The sequence below is a fragment of the Streptomyces sp. NPDC048718 genome (assembly GCF_043198875.1).
Lineage (GTDB): Bacteria > Actinomycetota > Actinomycetes > Streptomycetales > Streptomycetaceae > Streptomyces.
In genome coordinates, this window is sequence record NZ_JBICVG010000006.1 from 297,426 (window position 1) to 316,426 (window position 19,001).

The 19,001-nt window shown below is 71.1% G+C and carries 18 protein-coding genes and 1 pseudogene; 6 read left to right on the forward strand and 13 right to left on the reverse strand.

What is annotated here, in order from left to right; all coding sequences use genetic code 11:
- Nucleotides 1-25 precede the first annotated feature (25 nt).
- From ACGFRB_RS14025 to ACGFRB_RS14040, 4 genes are all read right to left on the reverse strand, one after another.
- Nucleotides 26-796 carry an SDR family oxidoreductase gene (locus ACGFRB_RS14025; RefSeq protein ID WP_363007615.1) on the reverse strand — a complete coding sequence of 257 codons (771 nt, stop codon included), beginning with the start codon at nt 794-796 and terminating at the stop codon, nt 26-28.
- Nucleotides 796-1,101 (reverse strand): DUF397 domain-containing protein, encoded by a 306-nt coding sequence (locus ACGFRB_RS14030; RefSeq protein WP_393243119.1) that lies wholly within the window; start codon nt 1,099-1,101, stop codon nt 796-798. The genes ACGFRB_RS14025 and ACGFRB_RS14030 overlap by 1 nt, the downstream gene beginning before the upstream one ends.
- Nucleotides 1,102-1,197: 96 nt before the next feature.
- On the reverse strand, nt 1,198-1,443 hold the full coding sequence (locus ACGFRB_RS14035) for a DUF397 domain-containing protein (protein ID WP_393242880.1): 246 nt from the start codon (nt 1,441-1,443) through the stop codon (nt 1,198-1,200).
- Nucleotides 1,440-2,261 (reverse strand): helix-turn-helix transcriptional regulator, encoded by an 822-nt coding sequence (locus ACGFRB_RS14040; protein ID WP_393242882.1) that lies wholly within the window; start codon nt 2,259-2,261, stop codon nt 1,440-1,442. Before ACGFRB_RS14040 ends, ACGFRB_RS14035 begins: the two co-directional genes overlap by 4 nt.
- A gap of 136 nt (nt 2,262-2,397) precedes the next feature.
- Here ACGFRB_RS14040 and ACGFRB_RS14045 point away from each other — a divergent pair, with 136 nt between their 5' ends.
- The 3 genes from ACGFRB_RS14045 to ACGFRB_RS14055 all read left to right on the forward strand — a co-directional run bounded on the left by ACGFRB_RS14045 (nt 2,398) and on the right by ACGFRB_RS14055 (nt 4,810).
- The gene (locus ACGFRB_RS14045) at nt 2,398-2,835 is read left to right on the forward strand and encodes an ATP-binding protein (protein WP_393242884.1); all 438 of its coding nucleotides are present in this window, start codon (nt 2,398-2,400) and stop codon (nt 2,833-2,835) included.
- 64 nt (nt 2,836-2,899) lie between these two features.
- Nucleotides 2,900-3,637 carry an SDR family oxidoreductase gene (locus ACGFRB_RS14050; RefSeq protein WP_393242886.1) on the forward strand — a complete coding sequence of 246 codons (738 nt, stop codon included), beginning with the start codon at nt 2,900-2,902 and terminating at the stop codon, nt 3,635-3,637.
- Nucleotides 3,638-3,994: 357 nt separating this feature from the next.
- Nucleotides 3,995-4,810, forward strand: a complete 816-nt coding sequence (locus ACGFRB_RS14055) for a phosphotransferase family protein (RefSeq protein ID WP_393242888.1) — start codon at nt 3,995-3,997, stop codon at nt 4,808-4,810.
- Between the two features lie 346 nt (nt 4,811-5,156).
- On the opposite strand, the gene ACGFRB_RS14060 is transcribed toward ACGFRB_RS14055, so the two are convergent.
- The 5 genes from ACGFRB_RS14060 to ACGFRB_RS14080 form a co-directional block, all read right to left on the reverse strand.
- The gene (locus tag ACGFRB_RS14060) at nt 5,157-5,657 is read right to left on the reverse strand and encodes a S26 family signal peptidase (RefSeq protein WP_393242890.1); all 501 of its coding nucleotides are present in this window, start codon (nt 5,655-5,657) and stop codon (nt 5,157-5,159) included.
- Between the two features lie 32 nt (nt 5,658-5,689).
- A complete protein-coding gene (locus ACGFRB_RS14065) occupies nt 5,690-7,690 on the reverse strand; it encodes an ABC transporter ATP-binding protein (RefSeq protein WP_393242892.1) in 2,001 nt (666 codons plus the stop codon).
- On the reverse strand, nt 7,687-8,244 hold the full coding sequence (locus tag ACGFRB_RS14070) for a hypothetical protein (RefSeq protein ID WP_393242894.1): 558 nt from the start codon (nt 8,242-8,244) through the stop codon (nt 7,687-7,689). Before ACGFRB_RS14070 ends, ACGFRB_RS14065 begins: the two co-directional genes overlap by 4 nt.
- A 35-nt stretch (nt 8,245-8,279) precedes the next feature.
- Nucleotides 8,280-8,897, reverse strand: a complete 618-nt coding sequence (locus tag ACGFRB_RS14075; protein ID WP_393242896.1) for a MauE/DoxX family redox-associated membrane protein — start codon at nt 8,895-8,897, stop codon at nt 8,280-8,282.
- Between the two features lie 185 nt (nt 8,898-9,082).
- On the reverse strand, nt 9,083-9,271 hold the full coding sequence (locus ACGFRB_RS14080; protein WP_393242898.1) for a hypothetical protein: 189 nt from the start codon (nt 9,269-9,271) through the stop codon (nt 9,083-9,085).
- 1,082 nt (nt 9,272-10,353) lie between these two features.
- Between ACGFRB_RS14080 and ACGFRB_RS14085 the strand changes: the two genes are divergently transcribed.
- Nucleotides 10,354-13,443 (forward strand): hypothetical protein, encoded by a 3,090-nt coding sequence (locus ACGFRB_RS14085; RefSeq protein WP_393242900.1) that lies wholly within the window; start codon nt 10,354-10,356, stop codon nt 13,441-13,443.
- 353 nt (nt 13,444-13,796) lie between these two features.
- On the opposite strand, the gene ACGFRB_RS14090 is transcribed toward ACGFRB_RS14085, so the two are convergent.
- The 3 genes and pseudogenes from ACGFRB_RS14090 to ACGFRB_RS14100 form a co-directional block, all read right to left on the reverse strand.
- The gene (locus tag ACGFRB_RS14090) at nt 13,797-14,144 is read right to left on the reverse strand and encodes a hypothetical protein (RefSeq protein WP_393242902.1); all 348 of its coding nucleotides are present in this window, start codon (nt 14,142-14,144) and stop codon (nt 13,797-13,799) included.
- Nucleotides 14,145-14,284: 140 nt separating this feature from the next.
- Nucleotides 14,285-15,118: a MerR family transcriptional regulator gene (locus ACGFRB_RS14095; protein WP_393242904.1), complete on the reverse strand. Its 834-nt coding sequence runs from the start codon at nt 15,116-15,118 to the stop codon at nt 14,285-14,287.
- Nucleotides 15,119-15,215: 97 nt separating this feature from the next.
- Nucleotides 15,216-15,332: pseudogene (locus ACGFRB_RS14100) on the reverse strand (TetR/AcrR family transcriptional regulator); the annotation flags it as partial.
- Nucleotides 15,333-15,585: 253 nt separating this feature from the next.
- Between ACGFRB_RS14100 and ACGFRB_RS14105 the strand changes: the two are divergent.
- Nucleotides 15,586-15,789 carry a hypothetical protein gene (locus tag ACGFRB_RS14105; protein WP_363007593.1) on the forward strand — a complete coding sequence of 68 codons (204 nt, stop codon included), beginning with the start codon at nt 15,586-15,588 and terminating at the stop codon, nt 15,787-15,789.
- Nucleotides 15,790-15,992: 203 nt separating this feature from the next.
- Here ACGFRB_RS14105 and ACGFRB_RS14110 read toward each other — a convergent pair whose 3' ends face one another.
- Nucleotides 15,993-18,089 (reverse strand): LamG domain-containing protein, encoded by a 2,097-nt coding sequence (locus ACGFRB_RS14110; RefSeq protein WP_393242906.1) that lies wholly within the window; start codon nt 18,087-18,089, stop codon nt 15,993-15,995.
- Between the two features lie 225 nt (nt 18,090-18,314).
- Between ACGFRB_RS14110 and ACGFRB_RS14115 the strand changes: the two genes are divergently transcribed.
- Nucleotides 18,315-18,827: a DinB family protein gene (locus ACGFRB_RS14115; RefSeq protein WP_393242908.1), complete on the forward strand. Its 513-nt coding sequence runs from the start codon at nt 18,315-18,317 to the stop codon at nt 18,825-18,827.
- The last annotated feature ends 174 nt before the right edge of the window (nt 18,828-19,001 follow it).

Consider the following 19,001-nt stretch of genomic DNA (forward strand, 5'->3'; position numbering starts at 1 on the left):
TTGCGGCCGGTGCTCGCGCGTGGGCTCAGTGAACGGACAGACCGCCGTCCACGAAGAGCGCCTGCCCGGTGACATACGCCGACCCCGGACCGGCCAGGAAGACGGCCGCGCCCTCGAAATCGCCGGCCAGACCGTTCCGCCCGACCATGGTGCGCTCGGCGAGGGCCGCGACTTTCACGGGGTCGGAGGACAGCCGGGCGTTGAGCGGGGTCATCACGAAGCCGGGGACGAGGGCGTTCACGGTGACGCCGTACGGGGACCACGCCTCCGCCTGCGAACGGGTCAGTGATTCGAGCCCGCCCTTCGACACCCCGTACGCCCCGGACTGGACGAACGCCCGGTGCGCCTGCTGCGAGGTGACGTGGATGATCCGCCCGTACCCGCGCTCGGCCATCTTCGGCCCGAACCGCTGCCCGAGCAGGAACGGCGCCTCCAGATTGACCGCCATCGTGCGGTCCCAGTCCTCGTCGGTGAGTTCGGCGAGAGGCGGACGGATGTTGTTCCCGGCAGCGTTGACGAGGATGTCCGGCTCCCCGAACACCGCCGCCGCCTCCTCGGCCGCCGTACGGACACCGGCGCGCGTGGCGAGATCCCCGCTCACCCACGCGGCCCGGCACCCGGCCTCCGTCAGCTCGTCCACCGCCGCCTTCAGCTCGGCCTCGCGCCGGGCGACGATCACGACGGACGCCCCGGCGCGGGCGAGAGCGCGGGCGATGGCCTTGCCGATGCCCGAACTTCCGCCGGTGACGAGCGCGTTGCGCCCTTCGAGGGAGAACAGTTCGTCCAGGTAGCCCATCAGAGACCGCCGCAGGTGGCGAGGAAGGTGGTCCAGGTGGTGGGGGAGAGAGCAAGCCGGGCGTCGTCGGGGCGCTTGGAGTCGCGGACGTGGACGGTGGTGGGGCAGGCGGCGACTTCGACGCAGTCGTCGCCATCGCTGCCGCTGTGGCTGGACTTGTGCCAGGGGAGGGCGACTTCGACGCAGTCGCCGTCGCTGCCACTGCTGTAGCTGGACTTGCGCCAGGAGAGGGCGACTTCGACGCAGTCGTCTCCGTCGCCGCTGCTGTAGCTGCTCTTGAACCAGGCCAGGTCTGCGGTGCTGATCATGTCGCTCCTCGGGTCTCGGACAACGGGCTCGGAAACGACGGATGCCCCGGCCCGAGCCGGGCGAGGGGCATCCGTCGAGGGTGGAGAATCTCGCTAGATTTCCTCGCAGTTCGCGAGGAACGCGCTCCAGGTGGTGGGAGCGAGGGCGAGCTGGGCGTCGTCGGGGCGCTTGGAGTCGCGGACGTGGACGGTGGTGGGGCAGGTGGCGACCTCGACGCAGTCGCCGCTGTCGCTGCTGCTGTAGCTGGACTTGTGCCACGAGAGCGCTACTTCGACGCAGTCTCCGTCGCCGCCGCTGCTGTAGCTGCTCTTGAACCAGGCCAGGTCGGTGGTGCTCATGTCGCTCCTCGGATCTCACGCAACAGGCTCAGGGAGTCTTCAAGGGAGAGAGCCTGTGTCCGCATCCTGGCATACCGCAGCTGGAGCATGCTGACTACACGGGGGTCGGAGATGAGGAGCCCGTTCTCCTGCCCCTCGGAGTACGCCCGCCACTGATGCTCGGGCGTCTCCAGCAGTTGGAACGGGCCGTTGATCCCGGCGTGGTACTGGCTTTGCGACATCACCTGGATCTCGATGTTGCGCTGCTCGGCCACGGTCAGGACGTGGTCAAGCTGAGCCCGGTGCATCTCGGGGCTGCCCATCAGCTTTCGGAGCATCTGCTCGTCGAGGATGAAGCTGTACGAGGTGTTGGGGCGGTTCGTCAGCAAGTCCTTCCGATCCGCTCGCGCGATCATCTTCTCCTCGACCTCCGAGTCGCTCAAGGACGGGACTCGCCTCTCGAAGAGGGCCTGCGCGTACGGCTCGATCTGGAGCAGACCGGGGATCATCCGGCTCTCGTAGATCCAGAGGCAGCGCGCCGTCTTCTCCAGATTGGCCCACGGGACGAACCAATTGGCCAGCCCCTTCGTCCGCTCCAGGTACTTCGCCGCCTCCTTGAGCGCCCCGCCCGCGTCCAGGACCCTCTCCGCCGCGTCCACGAACTTCCCCGAGGGGAGCCGCCGTCCCTGCTCGATGGAGGACACGCTCTCCACCGAGTAGCCGACGATCGGCGCGAACTCCTCTTGCGTGTATCCCGCCTGTTTGCGGAAAAACTTGACCAGTGCACCGAACACCCTCAGGCTGGCAGAGGGGTCGGGCTCCGAATTGATGCCCACCATGGCGGCACCACCTCCCGATCTCAGAGGAATGCTTACGGGCAGTGACGAGTACTGTCCACCCTCTGAACCCGTACGCTTACCGAGCGTACGAGTTTCTGGTCTGGGGAGACGGGCTTTTCGTCGCAAAAGTGGCCGCATGACCACCCCCCAGGCACAAGAAGTGCCGGTTACCGTACGTGTGTTCAGCCAGCGCTTCAGCTCCACGCCCCGCGGCGCCCGTCTCTCCCGGCATCTCGCGCTCTACGAGCTGGACCGCTGGGGCATCGGTTACGGCACGTTCGCCTCCGACGCCGCCGCGCACATCGTGGCCGAGCTGGCCGCGAACGCCGCGACCCACGGCCGTATCCCGGGCAGGGACTTCGAGTTGACGCTCACGTACGCGAGCAAGCCGTTCACGATCCTGCGGATCGAGGTCGCGGACACCCGCTCCGAACGGTGTCCGGAGGTCGCCCCGTTCGAGCCGTCCGCGGAGTTCGGGCGCGGGCTGCTCATCGTGGACGCGCTCGCCAGCCGCTGGGAGGTCCTGGACCGGCATCCGCTGGGCAAAACGGTCCGCGCGGAACTCGACCTCTGACGTCCGGCGTGAGACAAGTGGAAGAAGTGAACTGAGCGCAGGCGCGAGGGAAGGCGACAGACCCATGACCGTGATCCTCGTGACCGGCGGTACCGGCACCCTCGGGCGGCTCGTCGTCGCACGGCTGCGCGACGCGGGCCACGAGGTGCGGGTGCTCAGCCGGCACACCCAGCCGTACGCCGTGGACCTGCGCAAAGGCGGGCCGGAGCTGGACGCGGCGCTCGCGGGTGTGGACACGGTCGTGCACTGCGCCAGCTCGCCGACGGGCGGGGACGAGGAGGCCGCGCATCACCTGATCGGCGCAGCCGACCGGGCCGGGGTGCGGCACCTGGTCTACATCTCGATCGTCGGGGTCGACCGCGTCCCGCTCGGCTACTACCGGACCAAGCTGACCGTCGAACGGCTCGTGGAGTCGTCGGGGCTCGGCTGGACCATCCTGCGCGCCACCCAGTTCCACGATCTGGTGCGCAAACTCCTGGAATCCCTCGCCAAGTTGCCGGTGATGGTGTTGCCCAAGGGGGTCTCGGACCAGCCCATCGACACCTCCGAGGTCGCGGCCCGTCTCGCCGAGATCGCCGCCGGCGACCCGGCGGGCCGGGTTCCCGACCTCGGAGGTCCCGAGGTCCGGACCTTGCCCGACCTGGCGGGGGCGTATCTCCGGGCCACGGGGAGCCGCCGCCGTATCGTGACCGTCTCCCTCCCCGGCAAGACGGCCCGCGCCTTCGCCGCCGGCGGCCATCTGGTCCCGGACCGGGCCGAGGGACGGGTGACCTTCGAGGAGTTTTTGGCGCGGAGACGGTAGGGCGGCCGGGTTTCGCCCGACATCCGGCGGGGAGGATTCCGCCGTTCTGTTGGCCGCCGTCCGCGAGAGGAACGCGGAGCGCGCGGCGAAGCCGGAGCGAGGCCGTGCGCGCGAGCGCCGTTGGTCTCGACCGGGCCGACGACGGAAGAAGGGGCCTTCGCGACCATGACGACCCTCCTGCTGGAGCGCCGCCCGGCTCCCCGGCCCACGTCCTCGCCGCCCCCGGGGCGGCCGTCCACCAGCCCGCCCACCCGGCCGGACAAGAACCCGCCGTTTCCGCCGAACGACCCGCGGTGGCCCCCGTCGGGGTGGGTGGGACTGTCCGGGCCGGCGGGCCCGGCGGGGCGCTGACCGGGTATGCGGGTCGGCCGGCTTCCGTACGACGAGCTTCCCGAGGCGACCCGGCGGGCCCTCGCCGACCGGCTCGGGGAGGGCTGTCCGAGGGCCGAGGTGGAGAACGGCACCAGCAGTGCGCTCGCCTCGCTGTTCTGGCCGTCGTCGGGCCCGGAGATGGTGTTCGTGAAGGGGCTGCCGCTCGACCACGAACGGATCGGCGAGCTGCGGGCGGAGGCGGCCGTCAATCCGTTCCTGCCAGCGGGTGCGCCGAGGATGCTGTGGCAGGAGGAGGCGGGGGGCTGGCTCCTGGTCTGCTTCGAAGGGGTCCAGGCGAGCGCGTGGGCGTGGTTCGGCGACGGCAGCGACCATCTGGCGCCGGTCGCCGCCGCCTTGGGGGAACTGAGCCGGTGCCCCGCGCCGCCGGAGGTCAGCCTCACGCCGTGGGAACGGTGGGGCGAGTACTGCGACCCGGCTGACGAACCCCTCCTGAAGGGCGATCGGCTCGTGCACTCCGACCCGTGCGCCTCGAACTTCATGATCGAGCGCGGCGGCCGGGTGTGGATGGTCGACTGGGCGTGGGCGATGAGCGGGCCGGCCTGGATCGATACGGCCGTGTGGGGGATGCGGCTCGTCCTGGACGGCAACCAGACCCCCGAACAGGCCGCCGCCTGGGCGCGGACCGTCCCCGCGTTCGCCGAAGCCCCCCGGGAAGCGGTCGTGGTGCTCACCGAGGCCGAGGCGCGCTCCTGGGAGGACTGGCAGGCCTATGGGACGCCCGGCCTTGAGGAGACGATCAAGGCGGCCCGCGCCTGGGCGGGGTACTGGGCGTCCCCTTGACGCCGGGATCATTCCGGTTGCCGAGGCCGCCCCGGGGTCTCGAACCTGGGGAGTCGGTCGGTGAGCAGGGGAGGGGAGGGCGCGTGGGGCTGATTCTCTTCCCGGGCGACGGGGACGACGGCACCTTGGACATCTCGTGGTCGTACAGCGGCTTCGCCGTGTTCCGGCGGCGGCCGGCGGAGGCCGAGGGGTTCGACCTCCCCGAGATGCGGGGGTTCGGGGGCGAGCGCCCGTGGACCGAGGTGTCCACCGCCCTGGAGCCGCTGCTCGACCACCCGGACACCGGTGGGGCCGAACTCCCGGCAGCCGCATGCGCGTTGGTGACCGCTCCCCGGCGCGGTCGGACTCACGTCGCGCCGTGGTCCGCGATCCCCGTGGCGGCCCCGCGGCGGGTCCGGCCGAGCACCACGGCGGTGAGCCGGTCGAACGGCACGGGCCCGGTCTGGCGGGAGTCGTAACTGGCCTCGCGGTTGTCGCCGAGGACGTACACGTGCCGGGCCGGCACGACGTCCGCCGGGGAGAGCGATCCGGGAATCCGGTCTCCGGGAAGGGCGGCGAGACGTTTGATCATGGTGGTGGGCACGAGGCCCCCGGGCGTGGTGGCGTCCCGGACGGGACCGTCCGCACCATCCACACCGTCCGCGTCACCCGTTCGCATCCGGATCGCGACGACCGTCCCTCTGCGCATGAGGCGGGCCGGCACCTTGAGCGCGAACAGCCGGTCCCCGTCACGGTAGGTGGGCATCATGCTGGAGCCGCTGACGTCGAGCAGGGCACAGCGGCGCCGGAGCAGGAACGCGGCCGCGCACGCCATGACCGCGAGCCCGGTGACGCTCCCCGCCACCACGGAGACGGAGCGCCTCCTCGTCTGCCGCCGCCTCACGATGCCGGGCCCGGCAGGGACAGGGGGTGGGTCACGTAGGCCCTCTCGTCCACGGAGTCACCCGCACCCGAACCCCCGCCCGCGAGTCCGTCTGCGGGACCGCCCGTGAATCCGCCCGCCAGGCCGCCCGCGCAGTCCCCCACGAGACCGTCCGCGGCATCGTCCGCACCTTCGCGGTAGCCACGGGACTGGAGCGTGAACAGCCGGTGGTAGGTCCCCTCGCGGCCCATGAGCGCGGTGTGGTCGCCGAGTTCGGTGATCCGCCCGCCCTCCAGGACCGCGATGGTGTCGGCGTCCTTGACCGCGCCGAGCCGGTGGGAGATCAGCACGCTGGTGCGGTCGGAACGACGGGCCCGCAGCCGGGTGTGGATCTCGTGTTCGGCCGCCGGGTCCAGGCCGGAGCTGGGCTCGTCCAGGATCAACAGGTCCGCGTCGGCGCGCAGGAACGAGCGGGCCAGGCCCATCCGTTGCCACTGGCCTCCGGACAACTGCACACCGGAGGCGTGGTCGTCCTCGGACCAGAAGGTGCGGCTGAGGAGGGTGGAGTAGCCGTGGGGCAGCCGTGCGACGTCGTCGTGCACCCCCGCCAGTCGGGCCGCCGTCGCGCACCGGTCGGGCGCGTCGAGGGCGCTCAGGTCGCCGACGGCGATGTTCTCCTGGGCCGTGAGTTCGTAGCGCATCGGGTCCTGGAAGGTGGCGGCGACGCGTCGCCGCAGCTCCGCCGGGTCCATGTCGCGCAGGTCGACGCCGTCCCAGAGGACGCGCCCGCGGGTGGGATCGTAGAACCGGCACATCAGCTTGACCAGCGTCGACTTCCCCGAGCCGTTGACCCCCACGAGCGCCAGGGCCTTCCCGGCCTCGATACGCAGGTCGACGCCGCGCAGTACCCAGGGCGTGCCCTCGTCGTAACGGAACCACACGTCCCGCAGCTCGATCGCGTCCCGCAGCGGCGGGACCGGGGTGGCGCGCCGGGGGGTGGGGATGTCGGGGCCGAGCCGCATCACGGTGACGTAGTGGTCGAACATCATCAGGGAGTGGTGTGCCTGCCCGGTCTCGGCGGCCAGTCCCGCGATGCCGCTCTGGACGGCCGGGATGGCGGCCAGCAGCAGGGAGACACCGCCGACCGTCATGGTTCCGCGCGCGGCCGACCCGACCGCCCACAGCAGTGCGGCCCCCGCCAGCACGGAGGCGGCCACCTGCAAGGACGTCTGTACGCGCAGCTCTCGGCGGTCCATCAGCTCCCGAAGACCGTCCGCCTTGCGGCGCTCGGCCAGCAGACGTTCCCGGAAGAAGCGTCCGGCGGAGTAGAGCCGGAACTCCTTGGCGGCCTCCACGCTCGACAGCAGCGTCGCGTAGAACAGTTCCCGCCGCTCGGTGGGGCTGATCTCCCAGAAGGTGGCGGCACGACGGCGGCTGAGCACGATCTCCGCCCAGAGCACGGGGACACCGGAAAGCGTCACGACGACGGCGAGCGGGGGATTGAGGACCGCGAGGGAACCGACGAAGCCGACGAGCAGGACGCAGCCCCGGACGACGCCCGCCACCGCCTGCACCACCTGGAAGGGGGCGAGCCCGCCGGCGTGCTGCGCCATCCTGAGCCGGTCCAGGAACTCCGGGTTCTCGAAGCGGCCGAGGCCCACGAAGCCGTCGACGGTGGTGTGCAGCCGTTCCTGGACGAGGAGGCTGGTGGCGCGGGTCATCCGGGCCTGGAGGTAGGCGGTGAGCTGAGGGGCGCCGGCCGTCACCGCGCCGACGACGGCCAGCCAGAGCGCCGGGCCGAAGGTCTCGCGTACCCCGTTGCCCGCCGCGAGCCCGTCCAGGATGTCCTTGACCAGCCAGGTGACCGCCACCGGCGCCGCGGCGGAGACCAGGGTCACGGCCAGATATCCGGCCATCATCACGGGCGTGGCCCGCAGGGCGAGCCCGAGCGCCGCTACGACGGCACGGTGCAGCGGCATCGTCCGGGGTGCCGTGGTGCTGCCCGGGGCGGGGCTCATGCCCGCCCGGCCGGAACGGCGGTGAGGACCCGGTCCCCGACCGAGGCCACGGTGGGCGCTTGCCCGTCCCGCGCGGCGATGGCGAACTGGGAAGGGAAGGCAGTGACGGCGAACGCGCTCACGCAAGGCCCCTCCGGGGTCTCCCGGACGACCCGCGCCACGGGGGAGAGCTGTTCGGTGATCGCCCGCGCCTCGTCCTCGTATCGCTGCTCGGTGCTGCCCGACACGACGACCGCGATCACCTGCCGGTGACCCTGGAGCGCGCCGGCCTGTTCGGCGAAGCTGGGCAGCTTGTCCCGGCACGGCTTGCAGCCGAGGGTGAAGAACGCCACCACGGCGCCGTCGGTGAGATCGCGTTCCGTCAGCGGCATGCCTTCGACGCAGTGGGTGCTGAAGGGTGCCACGGTCGCGCCCACGGAGATGCCGCCTTCCTCGGTGAGGTCCGGGGCGGCCAAGGGCCGGTCCCGCAGGCGGCGGAGGACCGCGAGCGTCAGCGAAAGGTCCAGCACGCAGAGCGCGCCGACGACCACCAGGGCGATGGCCAGGTAGACCATGGTCGGCCTCTTCTCGGTAGTTCTCGGTAGAGGGATCAGATGCTCGTACGGGACGGGGACGGGGACGGGGCCGGGGCGGTGGGTGTGGCCGGGGCCGTGGGCGTTGGCGTCGGCGCGGCCGTGGGCCGCAGCAGGGTCACCAGTTCGTCGCCGACCACCAGGACGGCAGCGGCCGTCGCCCCGCACAACCAGGCGGCGAACCGGGCCTGCCAGGACGGATCCCAGCCCTCCCAGACTCCGGGGGTGGCCGCCCCCGCGAGTGCGAGGAGCACGGCGTTGCGTACGAGCTGAGCCGGGCCGACGGGGCCGGTCGAGGTGCCGAAACACCGGCAGGCCACCTGTGTTCCGGCGCGCAGGACGCGGACGATGGCGCAGGTGAACGCGGTCAGCAGTCCGGTCACGGTCAGCAGCCCGATCACCGGCACAAGCCGGCCGCCGTACGCCGCCGGCCAGGCCAGGAGCAGGGCGCCCCCGGCCTCCGCGAGGACGACGCCCGGCGCGAGGAGGCCCGCCCGCGCGGCGGACACCCGCCCCAGCGTCTCCACGGAGTACGCGAAGGCGCGGAACGACTCGGCGTTCCTGATCTTTCCGAGGACAGCCGCCGTGAACACCAGGACGAGCGCGACCTGGCTCACGGCCGAGACGAATTCCACTGGTTCTCCTGGGGAGATCCGTGGCCCGGCCCGGGTGGGGGCCGGGCCACGGTACTGGGGTGCATGGGCGCCCGAACGAGGGCGGTCCCCGTGGCGGCGACGCTGTCACGGCGTCACGGTGCCGAAGGGGGAGTCACCGCCCTGCGCCCCGCACAGGATCACGGGGCCGGACGGCTGGAGCCGGCTCAGCAGCCGCAGGACATGAACTCGCGCCTGTTGAAGTCACAGGACCAGACGCGCTGCGTGTAGTTGCTGTAGTTGGAGCACGATCCGCCGACGCACCGGTAGATCCAGCGGCCGTCGCACGCGCTCGCCGTCTCCTGCGGCACCAGGCGCTCCAGCATGCGGTCGGCCAGCCCACGTACGGTCTTCATGTGATGTCCCTTTCGTAGGTTCTTCTCCGCCGATTGCGTCGGGGTGTCGGCCCGAGGGCGGCGGCTCTCCCCCCGTGGCACGGGATGCGCCCCGCCGGTCGTCCGGTGTGGTGTCCGATCGTCCGGTGCGGTACGGAGTCTTCGCCGGGGCCAGGCCGGGAACAACGGCCGAACGCTGTCCGGGACTGTCCGGGACGGTGTGCGAACAGGGTGTGCCCGGGACGGCGGCGGTGCCGGTGCCGACCCGGGAGGGGCCTCGCGCACCGCTCGGACCAGCCGAATCGGGCATGTCGATCGACGGCTCCGCTGTCCCGCGAGGGGGTGCGCACACGCCGGCACCGCTGTCCCGTCCGGGCCGCGACGCGGGGCTGGTCGAGGATCGGACGGGACAGCGGGGGAGGGGCGGGGCGCGGGTGAAGAGGCGACGGACGTCGCCCGCGCGAGCGGGAACAGGAGGGTGGTGCGGTCCAAGGGATGGTCTCGCCGGGCACAGGGGCGGTCGGTGCGGCCGGCCCGGGTGTCGGCGAGGCGGCGAGGTCGCGGTGGGGCATGGGAGGTCGGCGGGGTCGCGGTGATCCGATCTGTCGCGATCCGGCCAACGGGAGCTTGGGTTACGGCACTTTCTGATCGTTTCAGAAAGAGATGTGCGGCTTCCGGAGTCAGGTGCTGCGAGCCCCGTCCATGGGGGAGCCGGTGACCGCGCTGGGCTGCGGTCCGGGCGCCAACGGGCGCTGATATGTGGCTACTTCACGCACTGATCGCCCTGGAAGACGCAGGTCGTATGCCATCCGTTCGTGCCGCACGGGCAAGTCCTTCGGTTTGGGACCGGTTGGCATGTGGCCTTCATGGCGAACGTGCGGCATCGGACGCCGTGGCGATCGACTTCCCAGAGCGAGCGCTGTCGGAGGCCTGGCGAACCCGGTTCCTGTTTCGGCCAGTTTCGACAAAGTGTGACGCTGGCGTGAACGAGCTGTGTAGCTTTCGAGCGATCCGGAAGGCGTCATTCGCCTCAGGGCCAGGCGTTTCACGTCCTGGCGGCCGTATCGGCCTCACCCTCACCTTCTTCACAGACTGGAATCGCGATGACCACCCCGACCTCGGGCAGCGGCACGCCTGCCACCACACCTGCGACGACCCCGGCGAGTACATCGCCCGGTATCCAGGTGGACCAGGCGATGCTCGACGGCGCGACCCCGAAGGACCTGCTCCCCACAACCGGCAACTACCCGACGGAGATCGTCCGTTACCAGTCGGTGGTGCTCACCGACATCCCCGGGGCGGCATCGGCGCGCGACCTGACCGGCGCCATCGACCTCGGCGAGGAGAACCTGCCGTTCTACGACCGCCCGGCCGAGGGCATGATCGTCACGACGGAGCAGAGCTGGTCGGCCCAAGGCGTCACGCTCGGCCGGCTGTTGCACAGCCTCGCGCTCGCGCCCGGCGAGAGCACCAAGGTCGCGGTCGTCGACTGGCAGCGCACCACCAAGGCCACCGGCGCCGAGACGGCCGGCGAGAACGAGGCGCTGTCCGCGACCACCGACCAGAACCGGTCGATCAGCGAGGTCGCGAACTCGATCGCCCGCGAGGAGCAGCACGGCAACTCCGTCGGGCTCCAGTCCAGTCAGTCGTCCAGCTCCGGCGGCAGCGTCGGCGTCGCACTCTTCGGCATCGGCGGCGGCGGCAACTGGAGCAAGTCGTCGAACTCGGGCATCGCGACGTCGGTGTCGCGCTCCACAGGTGTGAAGTCGGTCGCGCAGGAGGCGACGCAGCGGATCGCCGCGCGGACCCAGCAGGTGGCGACGGCGGCCCGCAGCCGGAACATGACGGTCGTGCGCGAGACGACGCAGACGGAGAAGGACCAGGTCCTCACCCGGGTCGTCACCAACTACAACCACATGCACGCGATGTCGGTGCAGTACTACGAGGTCGTTCAGGTCTACAACGTGACGACCAAGCCGACCAAGCTGGAGCGCTGCCTGTTCATCCCGCTTCAGGAGCTCACCTTCTCCCACACCAGCCTCCAGCGGTACAAGGAGGTGCTCGCGTCGGTCGCGCCGGTCGACTGGGCGCCGAAGATCCGCGCGGCGAACCCCTTCGACACCGCCGTACGCAAGCTCGACGCGTGCTCGGCACCGGAGGTGCCGAGCAATCAGCCGTTCGACGGGGTGGAGCTGGCCGACATCGCCGCTTCGACGATGGGCGTGTACGGGGTGCGCAAGGCGGACGGCGTCCCGGTCCGGTTCGATCCGGCGACGCAGAAGTGGACCGCGCTGCCCACCACGGGGCTGGGCGGGGGCCTGTCCCGTATCGCACCGGGCAAGAACATCGTCTGGGCGCTCAGAGCCGCCGACAACGCGATCGTCCAGTTCGACGGGACGACCTGGCGAACCGACCCGCTGAGCGGCTGGGGACTGCGCATCGCCTGCGGCGCGGACGACTCGGTCTACGTCGTCGGTACCAACAACATGATCCATCAGCGTGGCCAGAGCTCATGGGGGAACCTGGGCATCACGGCCGACGACATCGCCGTCACCGGCAAGGACAAGGTGTGGTACACCCGGCAGGGGGTCGTGTACGAGCGCAGTGGCACCGACGGGGTGCGGCGGAACGGTCCGGGCGTGCAGCGTCTGTCCGCCACGTCCGACGGTGCGCTCTGGGCCGTCGTCCAGTCCCAGTCCAGCGGCGAGATGGCGCCCCTCCTGGTGGAGTCCGGCGCGACGACCGTGGTCCGTCCCGCGACCGGCGGCCTTCAGAGCCTCACCGGGCTGGCGCAGATCGCCTCGGCCGTCGGCGGAGACTACTGGGTGCTCATGAGCAACGGGACCGTGCGCCGGATCATGGGACGAGAGACGCAGATACCCTTCGACGACCAGCCGAAGGGGGACTCCTCCTACGCGTCCCGGATCGACGTCTGGTCCGACGGCGACGGAATCCGCGGCATCCAGGTCGTCTTCCCGAACCACACCTTCGGCTGCGGCGACATCGGCGGCTCCGGCGCGCAGCAGGCGTCCTACACCTTCGGCGGCGCGGACAAGCTGATCTCCTACGACGCCTGGTCCGGCACCGCCGCCCGAGGCAGCCTCGCCGGGCTGCGCCTGAAGATGACGTCGGGTGTCGCCAACTTCGGCATCGCCGCGACGACCACCGTCGCGCCCGACCTGTCCGAGGACGCCGGCGGCGGCTCGGCCATCTGCGGGCTGTTCGGCTCGACGGTGAAGTCCGGCAGCCGCACCTTCCTCTCGTCGCTCGGCTTCCACGTGCGCGGCGGGAACGTGCCCCAGGCGGTTCTGGACCACCTGAACGACAACCGCCGCCACTACAGCCAGGCCGTCTGGGCCAACGCCGACGAGCTGACGCTCAGCCGCATCCTCGCCAACTACTCGTACACGCCGACGGGTTCGACCGCCGGGCCCGTCCCGCTCGGCATGCTGCTGGACCCGAAGCCGATCGCCGCCACCGGCAACTACCTCGGCTTCCGCTGGAACTTCGTCAGCGAGCAGGAACGAGAGGAGTGGACCGATTCCCACAAGCCGGGCGACAACACGTTCGGGACGCCGGTGACCAACACGATCGCCATCGCCACCAACGGCGTCTTCGCCGAGGCCGTCCTGGGCCGGGCCAACTCGGCCGAGAAGATCGACCTCACCCGCTTCTGGAACTGGAAGGACTCGCCCATCCAGATCACCCCGGCCGACATCGCGCCGATCTCCACCGCGTCGCGCGCGCAGAACCTCGACACCACGGCGGCCGGGATGGGGGTCTCGCAGGCCAAGTTCACGCCGACGGTGGCGATGCCCGACCCGGTCGGCCTCCAGACGGCACAGGCCATCGCCACCGCGAACCTGTTCCGCGACATGAGCGGCCTCAGCACCATGAGCCAGGTGCTCACCAAGGGCATCGAGGCCGCCGCCGGCAACGACAAGGAAGCCGGCATGCGCGCCCAGGAAGCGCTGAAGACCGCCACCGAACACATGCAGAAGATGGCCCAGATCGCCCTCGACGCCGCCGGCAAGGCGGCGGCCGCCATGGTCGGAGGGGGAGCCGGGGCCGGGGCCGGCGGAGACGGCGGCAACCTCAGCGCCCTCGGCGGCAAGCTGAACCAGGACGCCAAGGCCGGTGCGGCCAAGCCGTCCGGAACGCCGGCCGCCGGCGGGACCGCGGCGACGGCCTGATCGCCGCGCCGCGTCGCGTCGCACGGCTTGGGCTCGGGCAACCGCTCGGGCCCGAGCGGTGACCTGGCTTGCCCTCGGTGAGCCATCGGCAGGGTGGGGGCGGGTGGTGCGTTGCCACCACCCGCCCCGCAGGGCACTGCCCCGCTCGGGAGGGGCGGGGGCGGCAACCGTCACGCCGTTCCCCTTCTCCCGCTGCGGGGCGCCACCCTCCGCTGCTTGGCACGCTCGGCGTGCCTGCCCGGGCGGCTTCCGCCCTCCGCCGCCGCTCCGGCCCTACTCGCTGGAGCCCGTGTGGCGGAAGGGGATCGAGATGTCGGCCCGTGTGCCGCTCCCGGGTCCGCATGTCGAGGCTGTCAGCAGCCGTACATGATGTTGATCTGGGTGATCGGGGAGCTGGTGCTCAGGCCGAAGCCCTGGTGCGGGTACAGCTTGTCGACGAATCCGGTGGAGTGCGTGAGCAGCACGCAATCCTCGTTGCGCGCGTTGTGCACCCATCGCGCGGTCCGCGTCTTCGCGCTGGTGGTCTGTGCGCCCTGGTCCTTGTACATCGTGAGGATGTTCTCGTTGGTGTCGAGGAAACAGACGTAGGGCCAGGGGCAGATCTCGTCCGCCGCGGCGGGGGTGGCGGTGGCGGCGGTGATGCCCGACGCGGCCAGCAGGCCGGCGAGGGCCACGGAAGTGAACTTGGTACGAAGTGCCACGGGTCGAACTCCTCAGTCGATAACCGGATATGGTTCATGATCATTTTGAGGAGTCCGGGCCTCGATGTCGAGGGTCTGGAGCTACTCGATACGCTCCTGACCTCGGGGTTTCTCGTCGCTCCCGCGAAGGGGCGGCGGTTCTAGCCGTTGTAGCCGGGGCGGAAGGGGATGGCGATGTCGGCCGCGTGCTCGTCCGGCTCGGCGGTCGCCCAGTTCGGGTAGTACACCTCCCGGTTGGAGGCGCTTCTGACGTACCCGTGGGTGGTGAGCCACGCGCCGACCGCGTCATGGGCGGCGGTCGCGCCCGCGTAACTCATCTGCGCCTTGGTCCGGGCGGTGAACGCCTCACGGTGCGCGGGCTCGATGCGTACCCCGATCGGCCCGGCCGGTTCGACGGCGTTCCAGGTGGGCGCGCAGACCTCGACCGGGCCGTCGGAGTCCTCGCTCACCACACCTTCGAAGACGGCGAAGACCGGCCCGGACAGACACGCTCCGGTCTGCCCCAGGTGGGAGAAGAGCCGCTCGCCCGACTCCGCGAGGAAGCCGGGCAGATCGGCGGCGGTCACCTGGCTTCGGACGAACAGGACTTTCTGTTCCGGCACTTCACGCTCGGCTATCTCGTACACGGTCGGGCTCCTTCCGGTCAGTACCTCACGGGCATGGCCCACCGCCTCCCGGCGGGCCGCGTGCGCGGACTCCTGCTCGCGCCAGTACGCGGCGAGCAGCCGCACCGACTCCTCGCCGCCCGCCGCGTCGAGCACCACCGCGATCCGCGCCAGCGGCATGCCGGCGGCACGCAACAGCGCGATACGGCGGGCCCGTTCGACCTGGGCGACCCCGTAACGCCGGAATCCGGTCCGGGGATCGACCCGCGCGGGCGGCAGCAACCCCCGGTCTCCGTAGAGCCGCAGGGCCTTGAGACTGAGCCGGGTCCTGGCCGCGAGTTCCCCGATGGTGATCAGATCCTCTTGCACGGGAGTCACTGTGCCCCCTGCCCTTGGGGGAGGGGCAAGCGCCGTACCCGGACTCGGGGGAGTCGGGGCAGGGGCGCGGCGGGCAGGGCGTCAGGGGGGCGGCGAGGAGGCCGTCCACCAGGGCTCGGAGTCCGTCCAGGCAGGTGCCCTCGGCGGTCAGTGAGGCCCACTGGCCCGAGAGGTGCGTCAAGCGGGGAAGGTCGCCGGGGTCGAGGGCACCCGCCTGGAGAAGCGCGAGCCGGGAGGCCCTGGGGATGGATCGCCCTGTTGCCTGAGCGCGGCTGGAGGCGGCTTCCGGCCGGCCCGGGCCGCTGGAGGTGAATTCGTGAACTCGTAGAGTCGTAGGGGCTGATGGCTCGTCGTCCGTGGGGCTCCGCAGGGGTTGCGGCTCCCGGCCAAGGGGTGGCGACGATGGCCGCCGCTCGCCCGCCCTCTCGCCCCTGCCACGGGAGGCCTATTCTCGGCCCGTGAGCGAACAACTGGGCGGATTGATTGTCAGAGGTATTGCCATCGTGGGCGGGGGGCTCCTGGCCGGCAACGTCCGAGGGGCAGCCGACTGGTTCCTGGTGATCACCGACGTCCATGGGATCTGGCCCGTCCGCGCGGCCCGGCTGGTCGGGGGCTTCCTGGCCGTCATGGTGGCGGGAACCCTCATCGCCGACTGGCTCTGAGCCTTACGTGCCGCAGCGGACGTCCGATGTGGACGCCCGCTGCGCCTGCCTGCCGACTGCGAGGTCTTCCGGCCACGGGCCAGGAGGCCGACGCGTACGGGCGCCCCGTGCTCCCTCTTTCGGGATCGGCTCGGCCCTCCGGCGGCGCCGGGGCTACCGGGGCTTCCTGCGCCGCGAGAGCCGCCAGCGCTACTGGGCGCGAACTACCACTCGGAGCCCAGGAACCGGATCTCGTGTTCCGTCAGGGCCCCGGAGTAGGCCTGAAGTTCGTCGACGTGACCCTTCAGGTACTCGCCCCAGCCGTCGGCGCCGTCGGTGCCGTCGGCCGTGCGAGCCCGGCCCACCTGGAGCGGGCCGTTGCTCGTCCAGCCCTGGGCGACGCGGGCGGTGCCGCCGGCGTTCGTGTAGCCGTCGATGTACAGCGTGACCGTGCCGGCCGCGTCGTCGTAGACGACGGCGAGCTTGGTGCCGTGCCCGCTCGCGCCGTCGGGGCTGGTGATCTGGGAGACGACCGTCTCCGGTGCGCCCACCTCGTCCCGCACCGGCATGACCAACTGCCAGGCGTATGCCTTCGGGTCGTAGCGCAGCTTGAACGCGTCGGTGTGCTCACCGGCCTGGGAGAGGACGGTCATGGGCCGGGTGGCGTCGTCGGGATCGATCCAGGCGACGACACCGAGGGTGAAGCTGTCACTGGTGTCCACGACGGGCTTGTCGAGGACCGCGTACCCGCGCTCGCCGTCCAGCTTCAGATCACCGTCGCCCTCCAGCGGCCAGGCGCAGTCGGAGCAGCCGTTCCCGGGAATCCCGTGGACCGTCGCGCCCGTGGCGAGCCGCAGCGGCGCGCCGCCATTGCGCTCGGGCGTGGTGCCGTCCTCGGACGTGACGAACGACCAGTGGCCGAGCTCCTTGCTCTTCCGCTGGGCCAGCGAGGTCACCTCGTCCGGGACGACCAGCCGATCGTAGGCGCGGACGTCACCGATCTCACCGTGCCAGCGCTGCTGGTAGCCGTCCTTGCCCTGGAGTCGGCCGATCTGGAAGGCGCCGTCGGCCGCGACCGGAGCGGCCTCGGCCTTGGTGCCGGTCTCCCAGCCGTCGACGAAGAGCTGGGCCTTGCCGGTCTCGGTGTCGTAGACGCCGAGCACGTAGGACCACTTGCCGGCCTTCGGCGTACCGCCGGAGACCTTCGCGTCACCGAGGGCGAAGGACCAGGCGGCGGAGCCGTCCGCCGCGCTGTCCAGGCCGAGGGAGTACGCCGAGCCGGTCGCCGTGTCCTGGCTGAGCACGGTCATGGAGCGGCCGGTCTCCGCCGGACGCACCCACGCGCCGACGCCGAAGGTCCGGCCGCTGTCGACCGCCGGGGTGTCGGTGGTGAGGTAACCGTGGTCGCTGCCGTCCAGGGTGGCCGTGGCGGTGAGCGGGGTGCCCGCGGGCGCGGAGGCGCCGAAGGTCACACCGCTTCCGGCGCGGGCCGCCTGGCCCGTCTCGGCCGCGGCCGTGGTGGAGCCGGCCGGGTCCGCGAGCTTCCACTGGGAGACCGGAGCGCTCGCGGACTTCGGGATGAACGTGTAGTTCCGGGGCGCGCTTTGCTGTCCGGCGCGGTCGAGCGCGCTCACGGCGAGGACCTTGGTGCCGCTGCTCAGCGGGACGTAACGAATGGTGGCCGGACCGCCCATCTCAGCGGGGCGAACGGAGCCGGAGGAGCCACCGTTGAACGTGTACCGGTACTCGACGACGTCCGGGGAAGGCGAGTCCACGGTGAAGCTGCCGTAGATACCGACCCCGGCGCCCCAGTACGTCTCCTCGGGAAAGTCCGACGAGGTGACGACGGGGGTCTCCGGGGCCTGGTCGTCGTAGACGAAGCGGCAGGCCGCGCCGGGACCTGCCGGGCTCCACTCGGAGTTCGCGATGCCGTCATTGGCCCGGACTCGCCAGGAGATGACGGTGTCGGCCGGGAGGTCGAAGTTCACCGGGAGGCCGCGGCGCCCGTTCAGGGGCCACTGCGCGGAGAGAGTGCGGCGCTGCTCGGCGCCGTCCGTGTCCGTCCACCAGATCTCGAACTCGGCAGTGCCGGAGCCGTTGGCGTCCGGGTCCGTGAACTCGGCGGAGAGCGTCGGTCGCTGCCTGAGGTACATCGGCTCGGCGTCGGTCAGGCAGTCTCTGCCCTCGGTCTGAAGGTTCTTCACGGTGGGCGGAATGTTCGCCGCCCCCGCCGCGTACGCCGTACCGGGTGCGGCGGCCCCCACCACCGCGGCGAGGCAGCTGCCCAGCAGCATGCCCCGTCTTGCGAGTCGTCCAGACATGAGTGAATCCCTCCCCTGGAAATGTGTCCGACCGATGATCAGACGCCGGGAGGTTAACAAGTGGCCTCTGACCTCGGCTAATGGATATGACGGGCCGTCTGGAGTGTGTTGGCCTCTTGTGGTTCGGATCTATGGTCAACAAAGGGCAAGCAAAGTCGAGTTGAAGGTTGAGGCCGGGAAGTGGGAAGAGTGGCATGACTGTTGGCCACCGGCGACAATCGGCCGATGAGCACCGTCGATCGCCCCCTACCGCCACTGAACGCCGACGAGCGCACCACGCTCGAAAGCTGGCTCGACTTCCACCGCGCCACCCTCGCCCTGAAGTGCGAGGGCCTGGACGACCGGCAGGCCGCCCTCGCGTCCGCTCCACCGTCCGGACTCACCCTGACCGGACTCGTCCGGCACATGGCGGAGGTGGAACGGAACTGGTACCGGCGGGTCTTCGCCGGCGAGGACGCCCCGCCGATCCATGACCCGGCGGCCGACCCGGACGGCCCCGACGGTGGCTTCGAGCCGGTCGAGGGCGCCACCCTGGGCCAGGCTCTCGCGACTTGGCGCGCGGAGATCGACCGCGCCCGCGCGTGCTGCGCCGGCCGCGCCCTCACCGACACCGGCCGCTTCCAGGGGCAGGACGTCAGCCTCCGCTGGATCCACGTCCACATGATCGAGGAGTACGCCCGCCACAACGGCCACGCCGACCTGCTGCGCGAACGTATCGACGGCACCACGGGCGTGTAGGCGCCGCCTTCGCGACGTACGGGGCCGGACAGGGCGGAGCGCGGAGTAGGGAGTACAGGGTCCCTGACCCCTGACCCCTGACCGCTGACCGCTGACCGGGTGCTTGGCGGGCCGCCCCGGCTTGTCACCCGATCGCGAGGGCGACGCGGCTGCCGGCTGTGTTGGTCAGACCGA